Below are 18,831 nucleotides of genomic sequence, written 5' to 3'. Positions count from 1 at the left end.
ATCGGTCGTTCTGAAGCTAACGGCTCTCTTTATTAATTCTTCCTGCTGATTTTCCGATATATTATAGATAGATCTTATCGTCGTAGGAGGAGAATGAGCTATGCATATAACGAATATGACCTCTGCTATGGGAACGAGACTTAATGTAGCTGTTAGTCACCAAACTAACGATAAAACCATAAATTCAAACAGCAAGACAAGTGGTAGCGGAGACCACTTATCGATAAGCAAATCTGCAAAAGCAGCTTTTCAAAATCAATCTAAAATGAGCGGAATGGTTGATTCTCTACTTAAACAAAAACAGAGTATCATCGATAGCAAGAACAGCCTAATTGAAAGAACCACCAAAAACTCACATAACCTTGATTCTATTCAAGATCAACTTAAGGAATTCGATAAACAGCTCCAAACGATTGACCAACAAATTGCGAAGTACACCTTTGAAGAGCAACAAAAGAACTTAGAAAAAGCTCAAAAAGAAGATCTATCGGATGAAGCTCGTTCTACTCATTCTGCAACAGCCAAACGTGAGCAGTTATCCAAAATCGTAAGATAGAATATCGGAAATGAATGAAACGTTAGGCGATACCATAAAAGACACCGGAGATAAAATTAAAGATCAGGAATGGACTGAGAAATTAGCCACCTACCAAGAAATTCAGCGTTTAGCCGAAGATTCTGATAAGTCGCAGCTAGAAATACTAATCTAACAAAGACAAAATCTCTATATAGAAAAAGCAATCGGACCCCTACCACATCAAAGGGGTTGCCGATTGCTTTTTTATATGCAGATGATGTTATCTTTCAACTATTCCTTCCGAATCACGATAAAGCAGGTGCTGTCTGGCAAGGCCACTTCCTGTCCGCTCTCATCCATGAACCTTACTCTATCGCGCAGCGCTTCGGTATAACCTTCTTGCAAGTAATGCCGGAAGACTTCAATCTTCGCCTGCTTTCCTAAAGTCTGTTCAATAAATGAGGCAAACTCCGTAGGGGTAAAGTAACCAAACTGTTCTTGGACCTCATGAATGTAAGCCTCCTCGCCCCAGGTATACGTATATAAAAATTCCATGGCATCATTAACAGGCATGAGTACTTCTTCTTCCCCTAATCTCTGATACTGAAGCTGACGTCCGGCAAAATCCTTCGCATAACGCTCCAGCCACGCCATACCGTCCTCCTCCAGAAAACGAACTTTCCGCAGCAATGCTGTGGGTTCGGTCATTATCCCATCGCGGATAATGATAACCCCGCCCACTGACAATACATCAAAAGCACTTCGCAGGGCGGCCGAGACGGTGTCATGATTGAACTTTTTACCATTAAGCGGCACATAAGAATATAGCTCATGCAAAATCGAAGAAAAAATTACCGTACCCACCGTTTCAGCCTCTACGAAATCTTCAAGGTTCAATGCATCTCCCTGCAGGACCTCCCACTGACGACCTTCCCGTTGCTTGCGCTGCCGCAGAGCTTCCACTACATTGCTCGATATATCAATGCCGATAGGGGTAACCTCTGGCATCCGCTCTTCCAGTAAATCCAGCAGCACACCGCCGCCTGGGCCGATATCCAGCACTTTTTTCCCAATGACATGCTCCAGAATCACAGCCTTATAATCTGCTGTATTATTCATTTGACTTAAGTAGGTATCTTCATTATGAAAACGGTCGAAGGCGTCCCTGCGTAGCTCGAACAAGTCGAATAACAGCAATACAGCACGTTCATACAAGGGCGATTTTTCAGCTTCCATACAGAATTCGATCAGCTTCTCTGCCGCTGCCGAGAATTGAAACTGAAAAAACACCGTGTCTGGCAGATGTTCCTTAGCGTATGGACGAAGCATTAGATGAGGATTCTCATCAGGTAAAGTCCCTTTTTCGATATCCTCCCATCTAAGCTCCGATAAATATTTTTCTATAATCCGCTTCTTATAAACATTGATCTTCTTAACACCCTTGTAGTCATAGTAAATACTGTTCATAACCTGCTCGAAGCTGATATGACGTAGGGGTTCATTCTGAGCCCTTTGAGCTGCAAGCAACATCACCTTCAGAAATTGCTCCAACGAGAAAGTCTGCATTGCAGATTCCACATACCAGAAGATAGTGTTACTTAAAGACTCCAACCGTTCCGCATGGAAGCCTTCCTGTGTCAGCTTTGCCCACTCCGTAGTGAAATCCTCTCCTCTAGAGATCGGACCTAGCCGCATTCTGCGCAGTCTTTCTTTCATCGGCATTGGACTAGCAAGTTCACCGGATGCAATCAGAGTGATAAGCTGTTTCACTTCATGCTCTACATTCAGCCATAGCTCGGGAGATACAGCTCCGATGATGCAATGATTGAGTACGGTTAGCAAACGTTCAAGTTCCTCGGCAGTCAGTAACTGTTCCTCCACAAGATCACGAAGCGGCTTATTTACTTCCGGAGGCACCTCCCCACGGATTTGCTGTCCTATCAGTCCATGGGTTTCAATAAGCCGATGAACCAGTGCGCTTTTGTCAGAGACCGTACCGCTCAAATGTTTCCCGTATAACTGCGCGGAGCCAATGTTATGTACAAAACAGTTAATGCCTTCCTCCTGCCAAAGTAACCGCTCCTTCAATGTGCCACCCTTAGCTGCTTCTGACCAGATTAATGTTTCTTCCACAAGCTCTTTGATCCAAATCGAACGGGGAAGCTGGTCTAGCAGCTGCAAACTGCGTTCCACATAATCCAGCACGGGATTCTTGCGGTCCAACTCCTCCAGAGATTCCACACGCTCCAAATTTACAATCTGCTCCTCGGCTTGGACAATAAGCTTCAGCCAGAGGTTATCCTCCAAATGATCTTGTATTCCTTCACGGTATAAGGTGATAGCTTCCAACGATTTCAGCATATACTCCTCCTTCGCTCCAAAGTGGAGACTATATAGACTTATTATTATATATACACTCCCGTTAATTAAAAAACAGAACCAGGATTCATGAAATTGCCATGTCCCGATTCTGTTTATATTCCAATCCTCAAGTTCCGAACCGTTGCCGATATCCGCACTTGCGGCACAGCTCTTCTACTGCCTCTCTACGAGAGAACCCGTAAAACAGATTGTTCGCTCGCTCACCCTCTACGATTTCTGAGAATGGAGTCTCATGAATGTTGCCGAGGTTAATGAGTCCTTCACCATCCAGACAGCACGGTACAACGGTACCATCCACAAGGATTGCCGCTTGGCTGCGTAGTGCATGACAGAACCCTTTTCCGTCATCTTCCGGCTCGTTCAGTGCAGGCCAACGGAACTCATGGTCCTGATTGAGATATACCCGTGGGGCAACCTTGACGCCGCTGCCAGGTACAACCTTTTCTTCGATCTTGAAATCAAGGTTAAAGGCTTCCTCCAGCACAGCAAGAGTCTCACGGTTCCGATTCTTCTCCAGATTGGTCAGATTATCCTCCGTCAAATTCCACAGCCGGAAGGAAATAATGACCCCTTGCGCGGAGGCTTCCCGTACAAAAGAAATAATCTCCGACAAATACCCTTCGCGGTTCTCAGATCCTTCATGCCCATCAAAGCTATGCAGAGAGAAGTTCATCTGTCGAAGTGCAGGTTTGCCGAGAATCTTAGGGCCAGCCTTATGAATTAACGTACCATTGGTAGTAATATTGACCTTGAACCCTTTGGCATGTGCCGCATCCAGCAGCTCACCAATCTTGGGATGCAGCAATGGCTCACCTTTTACGTGAAGGTAAATATGATTACTATGTGGCTTAATTTCATCTAATATCGTATTAAAAGTATCGAGCTTCATAAAGTTCTTCGTTCGGGCGGTTGGTGGACAAAAGCTGCAGGCTAGGTTGCAGACGCTTGTTATCTCAATGTATACCTTTTTAAAAGTCTTCAAGTGCTGCTCCCCATTCTATTTATAGATCTGCGGCATAGCGGAGGCCGATCTGTGCTCTGGCTTCCTCCATAACTTCTGCTACTGCCAAGGAATTGGCATGTGTATTAACTCTGCTTTCCCGTTCACCATTCTTAATTAAGTTGATAAATTCCTCAACCTCATAATACATAGACTCGAATACCTGAGGCTGCGTAAGCTCCTCGACGGTTCCGTCGCGATAATGAATCTTTACTTGGTAAGGTTGGTTGATCTTATCGATCACCATTGTACCACTTTCCCCTTGAATCTCAGCTGGCAAATAGGAATCAGCGATCTTGGAATGCATCACAACTGCATCCATATCATCATATTGCATGACAATACTTCCTTCTCCATCCACTCCAGAAGAGAGCATTAGACCCACAGCCTTTACAGACTTCGGTTTCCCGAATAACACTACCATAGGATACAAGCAGTAAACACCAAGATCCATCAACGAGCCATTAGAGAAGGCTGGGTTAAAAGCATTTAATACCGTTCCCTGTCTATAGGCGTCATATCTCGATGAGTATTGACAATAGCTTGCAAAATAACGACGTACTTGGCCAATCTTATACAAATTGTCTCTGATCACTCCGAAATTCGGCATGAAGGTCGATTTCATTGCTTCTACCAACAACACATCATTGTTCTGAGCGGCTTCAATCATTGCTCTAAGCTCCGCACTATTTGAGGCAGCTGGTTTCTCACAGAGCACATGTTTGCCATGATTTAAGCACATAATCGCCTGCTCAGCATGCATGGAGTTCGGGCTTGCAATGTAAATAGCATCGACATCTTTACTGGAAACCATATCTTCCAAATTCGTATAAATTGTAGCTCCAGCATATTTTGCAGCAAAGGCCTGACCTTTCTCCATTGTGCGGGAGTACACGGCTGTCAGGATAAAGTCCTCATTCTCCAAGCCGGCTTGCACGAAGCGGTCTGTAATAAAGTTTGTTCCAATGACCCCGAAACGAATTGTCATGATAATCCCGTCCTTTTTAGTTCTTACTAAAGCTCTATATGCTATTTTCTCACTCTCAGGGTAGTCATGTCTACTTTTCAGGACAAATTTCCGACAAATTCCGATAGATCCACCTTGTGAAAAAAAGCACCACTCCTTCATCTTTTGTCGATATCAAACTATTCATAGTAAACAGCGACATTATTTGTCGAAAGATGCAGTAAAGAGGCTCCCATTCTTAACTTAAGAACAGGAGCCTGCTGAGCCATATGGATTTACAACTTATTTATAAAAAGCCTGCAATTGACGCACAATTTCATCCTTGTCATGATCCACTACGGTTTGGTGCTGTGGCATCTCGAACAACGCTTTAATTTGTGCCGGGAATTCCTGCTTAATGTCAATCAGAGTAATCGCCTCATCAAACTTAGCTGGATGTGCGGTCGCAAAAGTAATCCCTATCTCATCCGAGCCATTAAAAGCTTCGTAAGCTGCGATTCCACATGCAGTATGCGGATCAAGTAGGTAGCTATATTCTTTTTGATATTTAGCAATTGTATTCAAGCATTGATCATTCTTCACGCCAAGCGCTGCAAAATCCTTCTGCACCTGCTGAAGCGCCTCGCCTTCAACCGTAATCTTGCCCTCGGTTTGCAGCTTGGACATATACGCGGATAGTTTCTCGGAATCCTCGCCTACCAAATAATATAGATAACGCTCAAAATTGCTCGCCACTTGGATATCCATCGAAGGACTGTATGTGCTTGTGAAGCTGCCCGGTTTGTATTCACCCGTGTTCACGAAACGCTCCAAGATGTTATTTTCATTCGTAGCAATAATCAGCTTGTTAATTGGTAATCCCATTTGCTTCGCCAAATATCCGGAGAAAATATTACCGAAGTTGCCGGAAGGCACGCTGATGTTAATCTTCTTCTCGCTGCTGCCATCGACATGCAGATACGCATAGAAATAATAGACAGTCTGCGCCAGAATACGTACAAAGTTAATGGAGTTGATCGCACGCAGATGATAGCGACTCTTAAAGTCGAGATCCGCGAACAGATCCTTAATCACCTTCTGGCAATCATCAAAGTTACCATGAACAGACAGGTTCAGTACATTACTGTCATCAACCGTAGTCATCTGCAGCTCCTGCACTTTACTAACCTTACCATGCGGATGAAGAATACAGATCTTGATTCCTTCTTTGCCGCGGACACCCTGAATCGCAGCCGCCCCAGTATCCCCCGAGGTTGCTCCGAGGATGTGGATGATCTTGTTCTGCTTTTTCGAAATATACGAGTACAGCTCACCCATAAACTGCAGTGCTACATCTTTAAAGGCAAAAGTAGGGCCATGGAACAATTCCAGTACATACAGGGAATCATTCACTTGGTGAATAGGCGTTACTTCCGGCGTGCGGAAATTGCCATAACTAGTATTGACCATTTCCTGCAAATCTTCTAAAGGAATCTCATCATTAGTGTAATAGGCGAAAATCTTCAGGAACAATTCCTGGTAGCTAAGACTTCTCCACTCTTCTAAAGTAGCTGCTGAAACGACAGGAATCTCGGAAGGAACCATCAATCCGCCGTCATCGGCAAGTCCCATCAACACCGTATCGATAAAGCCTTTAGGTTCCACATTGCCTCTTGTGCTTATATACTTCATGCTCATCCTCCTGAACCCCTCTATATACTATATATAAATATAAGTTTCACTTAATCGTTGCCTGTTTTCCCTATATACTACCACGTTTACGCGCTAAAGTCCGTTAATTCTTTGTCTTATTTTGCAGCTCTTTCCAGACGGTTTTGTTGCTGTACTGCCGTTCCGTGCTGACATCCTTGCCGAACCATTCTGGCGCCTTGAAGCTTTCCGCTTCCTCCAAAGATTCAAATTCAACCTCCAGAACGGACAATTTCAACTGAGAATAGACGTCGATCTCAACCGTTGTGCCATTCCACACCGCCGTAATCCGCTCTTTGACCAAGGCTACCGCATTAACCGCTTCAATCATCTGATTATATAAACCCTCCGAGATAAAATATTCGATCTCTTCGCGTTTGATCCCTTTGCCATCCTTAAACGTGTGTGTATACGTTACCTCACCTGAGTCCAGATCCGTAATTTTACGCACACGCAGCTCTTGTCCGCCGTCTATCGCCAGATACGTCTGATCGATATTATGCCGGGTCACAATCTTCAATTCGCCTTCTTGAATAAGCTGCTCCGGAAATTCCGGCAGCAGAAACTTGCGTTCGATCTCCAAAGCCATGATGTTTCGCTCCTCTTCGTGCCATTTATTTTATATTAATAATCATCATAGGGGTGAGACAAACCCAAGTCAATGTAGATTATGGGGAAAAAGGTCTTGTTCTTATCGAATTACCTCAATAATAGAAACAGCGGCAGTCATGGACGTGGAGACAAAGCCCTAGACTGTCGCTGTTTAGTTGAGCTATAGTTACCCGTTAGCTTAACGAATAGTGGTTAATTTTACGCTGTCTAAAGATTTCCTAACAAAGCGGACATATTTTTTTGATTTTCCGCAAGCCAAATCATTTCCTTCGCAAAGCGAGCTGGCGGTACACTATGTTGATCCATGTTAGCATTAATCCACCATGTGCTTTCCATATACCACAACAACTGTAATGAATGTGTTAAATAGCCCTCTACCACGTCGCGTTCCTCACTGTACCCTTCCATAAACGCCGAAGCCAGGGAGACATCTAAATTATCATCTAAGGCACATGACATCACAGCACGAGCTACATCAAGCTGCGGATAGTCATATTTTAGTCGATCAAAATCTAGAATTGCAGATAATCCGTTATCATTAAATAAAAGATTATCTACCCAAAGGTCACGATGTGCCCATCCTGTTTGAAGTAATTCGAGTAGTTCTATATTCATTTCTTCAGTAGCTTTAAATTGAGTTTCTATATCAGCAAGCAGCTGAGGTTTACCAAGTCCCTTAGTCTTTTCCCAAACGGAGTTCCAATGTGCTAAACGCTCCTCACGACTTGGAGGAATAAATTTCGGTCTATTTTTAATGCCAAGTGTCCCGTCATTTAACAGTCGATGCATTTTCCCTGTTGCTCGACCTAAATCGTATATTTGATGGACATTGATTTTACCTGGTGAAATTAGTTTTCCCTGGCAATACTCCATCACCAGGAAGCGTTCTCCATTATCAGATTCAAGCAAAATATTTTCACTCTGTGATAGCACTTTGGGGCACGCTAGATCTTGGTCATACAATCTAATCTGTTGAGAGAGTGCTAACAATATCTCCTCTGACTTATATAATTTATATCTTTCTTTATTGTATTGTTTAAGTAACAATTCCCCTGCATCCGTCGTAACTTTCCACTTTAAGTTTAACCAGCCTCGTTTTATCGAAGTAGTTTCAATTACATTCAAACCGAATAAACGATGAAATGTTTTTAGTAGGTCATCCAAGATCATTTCCTCTGTTAATATTGTCTCCATCTGGTCAACTCCTATATTTATAGTGTATAAGTTTTTATTCCTTATGGAGACCTATATAACCTCTGGGATTAAATAATCAATCTGTTATTAATTTTGAATACATATTGAGATCTATAAACTTCCCGTTTACTCTTTCATACCTTCTTAAGGTTCCCTCAAACATAAAGTTCAGCTTTCGCAAGACTTTTACTGAATTCACGTTTTCGGGTTCCACTTTTGCTTCGATTCGATTCAGCTTCAAAGTTGAGAATGCGTAATCTAACAAAGCACTTATAGCTTCTGAAGCATAGCCTCTTCCCCAAAATGCTCTAGCAATGTCATATCCAATCTCCGCTTTCTCATTTTCAAAGTCTAAGGAATTAAAACCACAAGAACCTATGATTTCATTGGATTCCATTTCAATTATAGAGAAACGAATAGCTTTGTTATCTAGAGAAAATTCATCAAGAAGTTTTATCATATCTTTTGCCTGATTTTCATCAGTAAAACTATCAATATTCATGAACTTGGTAACCTCTGGATCAGACCAAATTTTAAACAAACTTGGCGAATCCGATACCTTCATTTTTCTTAAATGTAATCGTTCTGTGTGTAACTCTGTAGTTAACATTATTTTTACCTCCATTAAATTTTAATAGTTGGTTTAAAAATAATGATCTCTGCGCATAGTTCAGTCCCTTCATTTTTCATTCCCCATTAGAATATCACACCATCGTTAAAACGAATAATATACCTCTTTTCCCTCAAGAAAATCGAGGCATAGGGTACTGCATATTTTGGAGGCATGCTCTTTTATCCAACCGTTCCTCTCAGAGTCATGAATAAAAAATACGTAACTAATAAAAATATCCATAAATATTTGTCCTTCAATGTACCGAATCTCATCAAGCGAAAAGCTTGATTTAGAAGCATAACCCTCCAAAAGCGTTTTGCGCAGCTCACTTTTCAACATGGAAGATGCAGAGCCCAAATCAAACAGGTAGTAACCATAACCAAATAAACAATAATCTATTAAGATAGGATTTTGTTCTGACACAACGACATTGCCCAGTTGAAAATCAGCATGAATGAATCCCCATGAGTTGTCCCTAGCGTCTAGCTCTGCTAATTGTTCTTTTACTACGAGTAGAACGCTACTAATAACTTCGTAATCCTCCTGATTAAGGGCTCCTTTGTCTGTTCCCTCTCCAAGTTCTATTAAAGTTTCATCAATCTTTGTGACATTGTATACAGGTCTATGTAACTCCAAGGGCATTAGCGTTCGTGAGAATTCATGTAAACTAGCAAGATTTCTACCTAATCTATAAACAATCTGTTCAATGTTATCTTCATCTTGGGTTAGCGTCGAGCCTTCGATCCATTCTAAAAGAGTGGCCAAACTAGTACCAAATTGCTCCGAACTATATTCAGTAACCAGTTCCCCTTTTTGATTTAGAACAGGTCTTTGAACTTTTAGTATGTTCTTCTGATCGATTTCTCGCAGAAAAAACATTTCTGCCTGTAATCCATCTCGGGTATGTTGTAAGCCTGAGAACCCTTCAGATATTGGTTTATGTATACGTAACAAATAATTCTTGTTATCCGTTTTGTCGGTCACTTTAAATGTAATATTCTCATTATGTCTAATGAATTCAATGATGGGATCGATGAACGAATACTGCAGCAATACTTTCTCAGCTTCAATGATCATAAGACTTCCCTCCTTCAAATCTAGAATATTCTTTATATTGTACCTGTTGCTCGTTGTATTTTGTTGGAATTAATAACTATATTTAAAAAGTATCCTTTTGAATATCTTCTATAAAAAAATAGAGTTACATATTAGTTCTCTAATACGCAACTCCATTAATATCATTATTTATTCATAGCGTTAATATAATATCAATACACCAAAGCCTTCCATAGTAACCTCACCCGATAACGTTGTCCCGCTCAGTAAATCCATTTTGGTCTCATGAAGATGGATCGCGACAGGAGCTTCACTATAATTAAGCAAAAAAGTATAACTGGAAGAAGTCCCGTTACGAACTTGCAGCTCTACATCTTCAGGGAGCACCAGCCAATCTACTGGCGACTGCAGGCTGACTTGATCTATGATTATGGACGCTGCTTGTTCATTAAAGACTGCTCCGTAATACCAAACCTCGCCTTTGCCGCGACGATTTCTTGTAACCGCCGTTTTTCCCGCATAATAGTCCGAGGCATAGACCGCCATGACTTCGACCGAATCATCCTCAATCCGGAGAATATCATTAAAATCATCTGCCCCAGTAACCCCTTCTGCCGCACCCGACCAGCTAATCGTCGTTGGCTGACGACTACCTTTAACCATTGTGAATTCTTCGACTGTGATCCCGCATAGATCTCTAGCAGCACCTGGGAAAGGACGCATATAGCATTGGCCGCGTTCATCCTTATAGCCGGTTCTGCATCCGAAGATCAGTTTTCCACCTTGCTGAACGTATTCATCCAGAAGCGACGCTGTCTCATCTGTCATAATTGCCGGGTGAGGATAGATAAGCACATCGTACCGTGCGAGCTCTTCCAGCGTCGTTTTTTTGCGTAAATAGAGTACGTCATTCGGGATATGCTTCCGCTGGAGTGCCTTGTACCACTCCTTATTGCTCTTCCACATAAATGGACCATGCCACACATCATACTCTCCATCCCACTCATTAGCATAATCACGAACAATAGCAACGTTAGCCTGATTACGGGTGCCGATAAGTGCTTGCCCTGCCCCCGCCAGCTCTTGACCAATCTGTCCCGCTTCCCGTACTCTTCGGTTCGGCTGGTTATGGTAGTCGTTAATGCCATGCCAATAAATTTCATTGCCCATCGTGGCTGTCCGCCAGCGGAAATACAGCACCATATCTGCGCCATGAGCGATCGATTGATAGGTCCATAACCGCATCTGTCCCGGCTTCGGAGATGGCATATCCATCCGGTTCACCCAGCCACCCGGTCCCGACTGCTGCTCCATAATACAGAAATTAGGGGAAATAGAACGGACAACAGATAATGAAAGTCCCCAGCCTCTGTCATTCAGCGGACTCCGCTCATTCGGATCATAAAAAATAGTCGAGAACTGCGGATAGGAATCATAGCTGAAGAAATCCAGTAATTCATCCGTCAATTCATGGCTGTCGAGATGCCCGAACAGACCGTTCGTTGTTACCCACTGCTTAGGTGCAAGTTTACGGATGATGTCCGCTTGGTTTTCGGCAAAAGAAATCGTATTATCCGATATAAACCGCTTTTCATCCAAAGCCTGATGGGGATTGGGCTGCTTGGGTGACGGGGTAGGACGCGGAAGATACACCTGAGACCAATCACTATAACTCTGATTCCAAAAAACAGCCCCCCAAGCCTCGTTTAGCCGCTCAAGCGTGACATATTTCTGCTGCAGCCATTCCCGGAAAGCCTTATGGTCACTCTCTGAATAAAATTCACTGATCTCACAGTTGAGCTCATTATCAATTTGCCAACCGACCACACCTGGATGATTGCCATAATGTTCAGCCATCTGTTCCGTAATCCTAGCACACAGCTCACGGTATTTGGGGCTACTGTAATTATAATGACGGCGCATGCCATGCTGAAGGGTAACACCTTCATACGTCACGTTTAATACTTCTGGATACTTATGGGTCAGCCAAGCTGGAGGTGTTGCCGTCGGCGTACCGAGCACAACCTGAAGACCATGTTTATGAGCTAAATCAATCGCCCGATCAAAGAGCCCGAACTGAAATTCACCCTGGACTGGTTCAAAAATAGACCAAGCAAACTCCCCGATCCGAATGATTGTAAAGCCTAGTTCTCGCATCCGGCGATAATCGTCCTCCCACATACTTTCCGGCCAGTGTTCCGGATAATAACAGACGCCAAGCTCGAATTTTTCTGTTGCGACAGGTTTCTTCATGATTACCTCCAAAGTATTAAAAATATGCTTTCAGTATTTCATAATTCTATTGTAGTATCAGTATTAATAAGGCTTATATAACAAAATATTGCGATCATATAACTATCTTGCGTTAATTACCTTAATCCAACTAGCGCTCTGATGCGCGACAGAAATGAGTGCCATATAACATGAAGAAACAATGGTATTTGCCGACGCCAGCTTTTTCAAAATATGTCTGTTATCCTGAATTTTTGGGACATTACAGTCACTTTCCACAGCATACCGAGAGAAGAAGTGAAGGATTCCTGGGAAGCTATAACCTGCATTTAATCTTTGGTGGGGAGGGTTATGTCTTCCATGAGGGCGAACGTATTCCGATGAGCAGAGGACGAGGGTTTCTTTACCCTAAAGGGGCCTACCAGCAGTACGGCTCTGATCCCGGAGAGCCTTGGGATGTTCGTTGGGTTCATTTTAGCACTCAAATTGTACTCCCCTTATTAGAAGAAGTGGACCAGTCTAGTGCATACCTGTTCACTTTTGATTTGGACGCTAAGCTGGACGAGCTATTCGAGGAAATGTACTTGCTGAGCGCTTCCTATGTAACACGTAGTGAGCCAAGGCTATCCGCGCTTCTGTATGAGCTTCTAGTGAAATTGCTACAGAATTCCGAACCGCTTCACGGCTCAGTACCGCACGAGGTCAGGCAGTCTATCCGCAGTGCCGCAGATATCATTCATGTCGAATGTGCCCGTCCTTGGTCACTGGAGTCGATGGCAAGACTAACCGGGTATAGCAGCTATCATTTTCTACGGCTGTTCCGAATGGTTATGGGCAAAACACCAAACCGTTATTTAACGGATTGTCGACTGGCCAGAGCCAAGCTTCTACTGGTTTCTACTGGACTCTCCATTGCTCAGGTTGCGACTCAGTCCGGTTTTGCCCAGTCCAGCTATTTCATTAAAGTGTTCAGAACGTTCGAGGGGATGTCCCCCGTAAAGTACCGTCAGGCTTTTGGATCATAATTCCTTAAACGAGAAAAAACCGAACGACAATCAGAGAAAACCCTGAAGTTCGTTCGGCTCAAACAGTCATTTACTTAGCTTCTTCCATAAATACTCTGAAGTTTTCTACGATCTCTTTTGCTTTAGTACGATATAAATAATGTCCTTCTTCAAATGTCAGCACTTTTCCATGTACAGAGTCTTTTACTTGCTTTTCATGCTCTGGTATCCATCTATCCGTTGCTGGTTGATTCGCTTGTATAAAGAAAATAAGAGGAAGATTTTTAGGAAATGTTAAGCTTTCAGCTGATTTAAAATTAGAATACATCATTCCAGCTTCATTTAATTGGGTGGGATTAAATATGTTTTTGCGATTGATCAGTCTCATTTGTTCTTTTGTTTTATCATCAAATGGTAGTTCAGCAATTGGGTCAGCACTAAATTTCATTTGCAATCTGATTAAACCTGATTTTTTGAGCAGATTTATAGTTCTTAATTCCGAAGCTTCGATCTTCCTCTCGCTTATCGATGGAACACTACTATCAAGCCCGACAAATGCACTCACTTCATTTTCATACTTGTTAACATAATCTAGTCCATATATGCCTGAAATAGAGTGGCCCATTAGAATATAACGGTCAATATTAAGAGCCTGTAAAGCTTCATGAATTTCACTTACAATATTCTCCGTGCTGCGCTCCTTTTTGGTCAGATCACTTAATCCATACCCAAAAGGCTCAATCATGACAACTTTGTAAAACGGCGACAGTTCATCTATTAATGCTTTAAAATCAAGAGCTGGCGCTGCTGTGCCATAACCCGGTAGTAGCACGACTGTTTCTTCACCTTTTCCTTGAATATAAACATTCATGTTTTTCCCATCTACGGGTACTAACTGACCATAGGGTTCTATTTTATTTTGTTCCGATTTATTGCTGATCAAATTAACTGTATAGACAATAGCGAGAAAAAGCACGATTGCGATGATTATTGCTCCTACTACTTTAAGTAGTATGTTTAGTATTTTACTTGTTCTCGTGCCCGCCTTCATTTTCATTCTTTCTTTTATTTCCACTCGTATCTTCTCCTGTCATCAGCTGTGTTTTGGACTAGCATAACTAACTGCTAAGCTAAGATTAACCAATGAAGATGTACTCTCTATGACGTTAACATGAACGGAGTATGAATAGGAAAAACAACATTTATACCAGCACACAAAAAAACAAACCAAGAGCCGAGCTCATGGCTTGTTTCCTTTTGAAAAAAATTATCTCTCCTTAAGATTTACAGTAAATCTTCGCTCACAAAATCAACCATCGATTGAACCTTCAGTCCCTTAGGAGCTCCTGGAATCCAGTCCCTTCCATCGTTCCCGCGTTCCGAGAACGTTATCGTCTTGGGCTGCCCTGGGAGAAGATCAAAGTAATTGTCAGAGAATATTCCTTCATCTTCTGAGGTCAGGTATACGCCTCTAGCTAATACATCGCTTGTCACAGTGAAGCTTAGACCTCCGCTATCTGGAGTTTCCATTATGTTAATTACTGAACGCTGCAACCGAATTTCTTTTTCCGGGATAAAATAGTGCACCTTACGATCTATCATCTCGCCATTAGCCTGCAAGCTGATCTCAAGCAATACATCGTTCGATCCATGACCTTCTAACAGTTCCGTCACTGGAGACGAGAATACGATAGCCGCTGAATCGGCTCCCAGCTCAACGGGATGTGTCCACTCACGCAGTACCGAACCGTTAAACTGATACAATTTAAGCCCCAAATCAGCGGTGACTGCTGTTCTTAAATCAGATACGACATGAACGTCAATCCGCTCACGGTCTGTACCGTCAATAGACAACAGAACATCTTGAAAGCTTGAGCGCACGGTATATTGCAATGCTTTCCAGCGTCCGTTGTAATCCATCCCCGCCCAAGAGGCGACCGGCCAGCAATCATTCATCTGCCAGTATAAAGTGCCCATACAGTAAGGTTTATTTCTTCTGTGACTTTCAATCGCGATTCGAATCGCTTCGGCCTGCAGAATTTGACTCATATACAGAAATGCTTTAAAATCCTTCGGCTGCGGCAGATACATATCCATGTATTCCTTGATCAGCAGGTTTCCGCGTCCATTCTTCTGATGCGCCAGCATCACCTCTGAGGTAAGCTCCAAATCCTGCTCTTCAGCATAGCTCATTACGGTCTTTAGTTCCGGGAACGACTGGAATCCGTATTCACTCATAAAGCGGCCAACCTTGGTATTATAATTCTCAAAAGGCTCAATCCCGTGCCACACGCCCCAGTAATGCACATCCCCATCGCCCACAATCCGCGTCGCGTGTTGATTCATATCTCCAGTCAAATTCCGCATCGGTGAAGACGGCCAATAGTCCACACCTGGATGGAACGCGGCTACAGCCTCCGGTAGAATCCGGTGGAATATTTCCTCATAATCAGCCCACATTGTAGCTCTTTGCTCCGCGCTGAGTTTTTCTTTCCAGCCCCAGCCCATATTTTCCTCGAACTGTGACCAGGCCGAATCAATCTCGTTATTGCCACACCATAAGGCGATGCAGGGATGATTGCGCAATCTTTTGACGTTATACTCAGCCTCTTTCTTCACATTCGCAAGAAACGCTTCATCCCCCGGATACATGCTGCAAGCGAACATGAAGTCCTGCCAGACCAACAGCCCGTATTCATCACAGAGCTTGTAAAATATCTCCTCTTCATAAAAACCGCCACCCCACACTCGCAGCATATTCATGTTTGATTCTGCGGCCGTGGCAATTTCATGCCGATACCGCTCTTCGGTAACTTCTGTGATGAAGCTGTCATTCGGAATATGATTGGCACCTTTGGCGAAGACCGACACACCATTCAGTACAAAAGAAAATGAAGCCCCTTTCGCATCATGCTCCCGAATCAATTGAATGCTGCGGAGACCGGTTCTTACACTTTTGCTAACTTCAACTTCCTTACCTTTCACCAAATCCGCTTGGAATGTATATAAATGAGGCTCGCCCAGCCCTCTACACCACCAGAGCTGCGGCTGATCTACCACGATATCCATCTCTATTTGTTGCTTGCCACTCTTTAAGGAAACCGCTTGCATCGACTCTAAACCATCAGCACTCATTCGCAGCATTCCCTGCCATGCCGCAGGAGCATCTACTTCAATAATTGCGGTTAATTGAGCCTCTTCCTTTGTGATCACATTTTGGCGGATATAGAGATCTATGATTTGAACTGAATCACGTCCCTTAAGGGCCGCTTTACGCCATATTCCACTAGTCAAGAAACGCGGACCCCAATCCCAGCCGTAATGATAAGGTGCTTTGCGGGCAAAAACACTAATCCGCTGTTCCTCTAGTCCCCCAAGCTCGGATTGATCATTCGGTGCAGGTAACGCATACCCCAGCCTCTCTAGCTTAGGTAGATCCTCTTTAACTACAGAGCGGAATCTCACTAGTATATGGTTTTCACCAATCTTCAACTGATCTTTAACATCCACTCTCCACGCCAAAAACATATTGTCTGCAGCGAGCACATGTACATTATTCACATACACGTCTGCATATGTATCAAGACCTTCAAAAATCAGTTCTGTGCAAGTAAGCTCCAACCACTCTTCACCAAGCTGCAAAGTGGTTTGATATTCCCAATCCTTCTTATCAATCCACTGTAGGTTATGTTCATTTGTTCCATAGAAGGGATCTTCAATCTTTCCGTTCTTCAGTAAATCCGTGTGGACCGTGCCTGGCACAGTAGCCGGAAGCCACTCCTCGTCACCACAGCTTCTAAATTCCCACTTCGCAAGATTCATCTCTAGATGTTTCATAATATCCTCCTAATTGCTAAAAGTTTTGTAGAGCATATGCTTCTCCAAGTGACTTCGTACAAAACTCACTTCGAAAGCGTCTGCTTAAGTTTTGTAAGCCTATTCATCTTTCAAAATAACATACCTCTTCTAGCATTTCATTGAATCCACTTGTTATTCTTGGTATTTTGTTATCCATTCGTTAGGTATACACTAATTATAATCGTTCAAACAAAACAAATAAAGACAATAAATAATAATACAATACATTTCTAAACGCTTTATTTAAAGCTATAATGTTCATGTAAACGCTAACAAAATAATGAAAAGGGGATTAAGTTATGAGAAATAAGTTATTTTCGTTATCTTTTGTTATGGTTATGATTTTATCATCAACGCTTGCTGGCTGCGGCTCGAACAATGGCAACAGCACCAATAACGGGGCTTCTGCAACCGATAAGCCCGCAGCGACTAACACAGAGACTACCGGCGGTGACACGACAAGCAACGCAACAGCCGAACCTGCAGCAGGAGCTGACATTAGCGGCAAAATCACCTTCCTGACTAACAGAACAGACATGATTGGCAAAGAATACGATGAATATTTAAAGCGCTTTAATGAAAAATACCCGAACGTTAAAGTCGAATTCGAGGCTTCCCAGACCGACTATAATCAACAGGCTAAAGTCAGAATGGCCAGCGGCGAGCTTCCTGACGTTATGTTCATTCCTACCATTCCTAACTCCGACTTACCAAAATACTTCGCTTCACTGGATGATCTCGGCCTGAACGATCAAATCACTTTTAAAGACTTCAAATCCTTTGATGGCAAGCTGTACGGAATTACCACAGGGAACTCTACATCCGGGATTGTTTATAACAAAAAAGCATTTACGGATGCTGGCATCACAGAAACCCCTAAGACTTGGGATGAATTCCTGACTGCCTGCGAAAAGCTGAAAGCAAAAGGTGTCATTCCACTGTCCTCTAACTTCAAAGATAAATGGCCACTGGGTACATGGGCTTATGATACTCCGCGCCTAATTGCAGGCAACCCCGACTTCCCTAATGAGAAGCTGAACTCTGAAACACCATTTACCATGGACAACGGCTATGGTAAAGCCTTTAACCTGCTCAAGGAGCTCAACGAAAAAGGGTATCTGGAAAAAGACATCAACTCCACCAACTGGGAGCAATCGAAAAAAGACATCGCTTCTGGTAAGTTCGCCATGTACTATCTCGGCAACTGGGTCATTAACCAAGTTATTGGAGTAGGAGCTCCTTCAGACGATGTTGGCTTCTTCCCGTTCCCTTATGACAATTCAGGTAAACCATCCGCTACTCTTAGCCCTGACTTCTTCTATGCTGTTGCTAAAAACAGCAAAAATTTAGAAGCTGCCAAAGCTTTCGTAAAATGGATGATTGAGGATTCCGGCTATGAGGACTTCGCGGGCTTTATCTCCCCACTAAAAGGAAAAGAATCTAATCTGGCTCAGCTAAAAGAATTCCAAGCTACCGGAGTAGAGTTAGTAGAAGGAACTGTTGACGATGCGAAGGTTACTGAAATCGGCAACAAGGCACAATTAGATCTCCCTGCTGTTGTACAGGAATTTGTGCTTGCCAAAGATCCGCAAACTGTATTAGACAAATGGAATAAAGCCTGGGCTAAAGCTAAGAAAGATCTCGGCTATTAATACAAACTTTTGACCAGAAGTACAACACGGTGCAAAATGGATTATCGCCCTTACG

15 protein-coding genes are annotated in these 18,831 nt (G+C 43.0%); 4 read left to right on the top strand and 11 right to left on the bottom strand.

The features are described from left to right. The first annotated feature begins 100 nt into the window (after positions 1 to 100). Complete coding sequence (locus NST34_RS04350) at positions 101 to 556, top strand: hypothetical protein (RefSeq protein WP_341127244.1); 456 nt, start codon at positions 101 to 103, stop codon at positions 554 to 556. A 10-nt stretch (positions 557 to 566) separates the two neighbouring features. Continuing rightward, positions 567 to 710 carry a hypothetical protein gene (locus NST34_RS04345; RefSeq protein WP_341127243.1) on the top strand — a complete coding sequence of 48 codons (144 nt, stop codon included), beginning with the start codon at positions 567 to 569 and terminating at the stop codon, positions 708 to 710. A 98-nt stretch (positions 711 to 808) separates the two neighbouring features. Here the strand turns inward: NST34_RS04345 and NST34_RS04340 are convergent, their stop codons facing one another. The 9 genes from NST34_RS04340 to NST34_RS04300 form a co-directional block, all read right to left on the bottom strand. Beyond that, a complete protein-coding gene (locus tag NST34_RS04340; protein ID WP_341127242.1) occupies positions 809 to 2,878 on the bottom strand; it encodes a class I SAM-dependent methyltransferase in 2,070 nt (689 codons plus the stop codon). Between the two features lie 127 nt (positions 2,879 to 3,005). Beyond that, positions 3,006 to 3,881, bottom strand: coding sequence for a radical SAM/SPASM domain-containing protein (locus NST34_RS04335; RefSeq protein WP_341127241.1), 876 nt, complete (start codon positions 3,879 to 3,881; stop codon positions 3,006 to 3,008). Positions 3,882 to 3,900: 19 nt separating this feature from the next. Then, positions 3,901 to 4,887 (bottom strand): Gfo/Idh/MocA family protein, encoded by a 987-nt coding sequence (locus NST34_RS04330; protein ID WP_076299094.1) that lies wholly within the window; start codon positions 4,885 to 4,887, stop codon positions 3,901 to 3,903. A gap of 261 nt (positions 4,888 to 5,148) precedes the next feature. Then, positions 5,149 to 6,537: a threonine synthase gene (gene thrC, locus NST34_RS04325; RefSeq protein WP_042185043.1), complete on the bottom strand. Its 1,389-nt coding sequence runs from the start codon at positions 6,535 to 6,537 to the stop codon at positions 5,149 to 5,151. A 103-nt stretch (positions 6,538 to 6,640) separates the two neighbouring features. Next, positions 6,641 to 7,144 (bottom strand): CYTH domain-containing protein, encoded by a 504-nt coding sequence (locus tag NST34_RS04320; protein WP_076283838.1) that lies wholly within the window; start codon positions 7,142 to 7,144, stop codon positions 6,641 to 6,643. Between the two features lie 230 nt (positions 7,145 to 7,374). After that, entirely contained in the window at positions 7,375 to 8,361 is a 987-nt protein-coding gene (locus NST34_RS04315) for a phosphotransferase (protein ID WP_341127240.1), read from the bottom strand. 76 nt (positions 8,362 to 8,437) lie between these two features. Continuing rightward, on the bottom strand, positions 8,438 to 8,986 hold the full coding sequence (locus NST34_RS04310; RefSeq protein ID WP_149646405.1) for a GNAT family N-acetyltransferase: 549 nt from the start codon (positions 8,984 to 8,986) through the stop codon (positions 8,438 to 8,440). Between the two features lie 90 nt (positions 8,987 to 9,076). Next, the gene (locus NST34_RS04305) at positions 9,077 to 10,051 is read right to left on the bottom strand and encodes a phosphotransferase enzyme family protein (RefSeq protein WP_076299090.1); all 975 of its coding nucleotides are present in this window, start codon (positions 10,049 to 10,051) and stop codon (positions 9,077 to 9,079) included. A gap of 180 nt (positions 10,052 to 10,231) precedes the next feature. Further along, on the bottom strand, positions 10,232 to 12,283 hold the full coding sequence (locus NST34_RS04300) for a beta-galactosidase (protein WP_341127239.1): 2,052 nt from the start codon (positions 12,281 to 12,283) through the stop codon (positions 10,232 to 10,234). Between the two features lie 170 nt (positions 12,284 to 12,453). Here NST34_RS04300 and NST34_RS04295 point away from each other — a divergent pair, with 170 nt between their 5' ends. Continuing rightward, positions 12,454 to 13,287 carry a helix-turn-helix transcriptional regulator gene (locus NST34_RS04295; RefSeq protein ID WP_076283833.1) on the top strand — a complete coding sequence of 278 codons (834 nt, stop codon included), beginning with the start codon at positions 12,454 to 12,456 and terminating at the stop codon, positions 13,285 to 13,287. Between the two features lie 70 nt (positions 13,288 to 13,357). On the opposite strand, the gene NST34_RS04290 is transcribed toward NST34_RS04295, so the two are convergent. After that, entirely contained in the window at positions 13,358 to 14,323 is a 966-nt protein-coding gene (locus NST34_RS04290) for an alpha/beta fold hydrolase (protein ID WP_076284135.1), read from the bottom strand. Between the two features lie 227 nt (positions 14,324 to 14,550). Continuing rightward, a complete protein-coding gene (locus tag NST34_RS04285) occupies positions 14,551 to 17,103 on the bottom strand; it encodes a beta-mannosidase (protein WP_341127238.1) in 2,553 nt (850 codons plus the stop codon). Positions 17,104 to 17,423: 320 nt separating this feature from the next. Between NST34_RS04285 and NST34_RS04280 the strand changes: the two genes are divergently transcribed. After that, positions 17,424 to 18,776 (top strand): ABC transporter substrate-binding protein, encoded by a 1,353-nt coding sequence (locus tag NST34_RS04280; RefSeq protein ID WP_341127237.1) that lies wholly within the window; start codon positions 17,424 to 17,426, stop codon positions 18,774 to 18,776. The last annotated feature ends 55 nt before the right edge of the window (positions 18,777 to 18,831 follow it).

The sequence above is a fragment of the Paenibacillus sp. FSL H7-0714 genome (genome assembly GCF_038003765.1).
GTDB lineage: Bacteria > Bacillota > Bacilli > Paenibacillales > Paenibacillaceae > Paenibacillus_AQ.
The sequence above is the reverse complement of the archived record's forward strand: the minus strand, read 5'-3'. Positions and strand labels throughout refer to the sequence as shown.

Coding starts and splice junctions, on each gene's coding strand:
- NST34_RS04300 (WP_341127239.1), bottom strand. CDS start 12,283: ATGAAGAAACCTGTCGCAACAGAAAAATTCGAGCTTGGCGTCTGTTAT.
- NST34_RS04280 (WP_341127237.1), top strand. CDS start 17,424: ATGAGAAATAAGTTATTTTCGTTATCTTTTGTTATGGTTATGATTTTA.
- NST34_RS04305 (WP_076299090.1), bottom strand. CDS start 10,051: ATGATCATTGAAGCTGAGAAAGTATTGCTGCAGTATTCGTTCATCGAT.
- NST34_RS04285 (WP_341127238.1), bottom strand. CDS start 17,103: ATGAAACATCTAGAGATGAATCTTGCGAAGTGGGAATTTAGAAGCTGT.
- NST34_RS04320 (WP_076283838.1), bottom strand. CDS start 7,144: ATGGCTTTGGAGATCGAACGCAAGTTTCTGCTGCCGGAATTTCCGGAG.
- NST34_RS04345 (WP_341127243.1), top strand. CDS start 567: ATGAATGAAACGTTAGGCGATACCATAAAAGACACCGGAGATAAAATT.
- thrC (WP_042185043.1), bottom strand. CDS start 6,537: ATGAAGTATATAAGCACAAGAGGCAATGTGGAACCTAAAGGCTTTATC.
- NST34_RS04315 (WP_341127240.1), bottom strand. CDS start 8,361: ATGGAGACAATATTAACAGAGGAAATGATCTTGGATGACCTACTAAAA.
- NST34_RS04290 (WP_076284135.1), bottom strand. CDS start 14,323: ATGAAAATGAAGGCGGGCACGAGAACAAGTAAAATACTAAACATACTA.
- NST34_RS04340 (WP_341127242.1), bottom strand. CDS start 2,878: ATGCTGAAATCGTTGGAAGCTATCACCTTATACCGTGAAGGAATACAA.
- NST34_RS04310 (WP_149646405.1), bottom strand. CDS start 8,986: ATGGAGGTAAAAATAATGTTAACTACAGAGTTACACACAGAACGATTA.
- NST34_RS04295 (WP_076283833.1), top strand. CDS start 12,454: ATGAAGAAACAATGGTATTTGCCGACGCCAGCTTTTTCAAAATATGTC.
- NST34_RS04330 (WP_076299094.1), bottom strand. CDS start 4,887: ATGACAATTCGTTTCGGGGTCATTGGAACAAACTTTATTACAGACCGC.
- NST34_RS04350 (WP_341127244.1), top strand. CDS start 101: ATGCATATAACGAATATGACCTCTGCTATGGGAACGAGACTTAATGTA.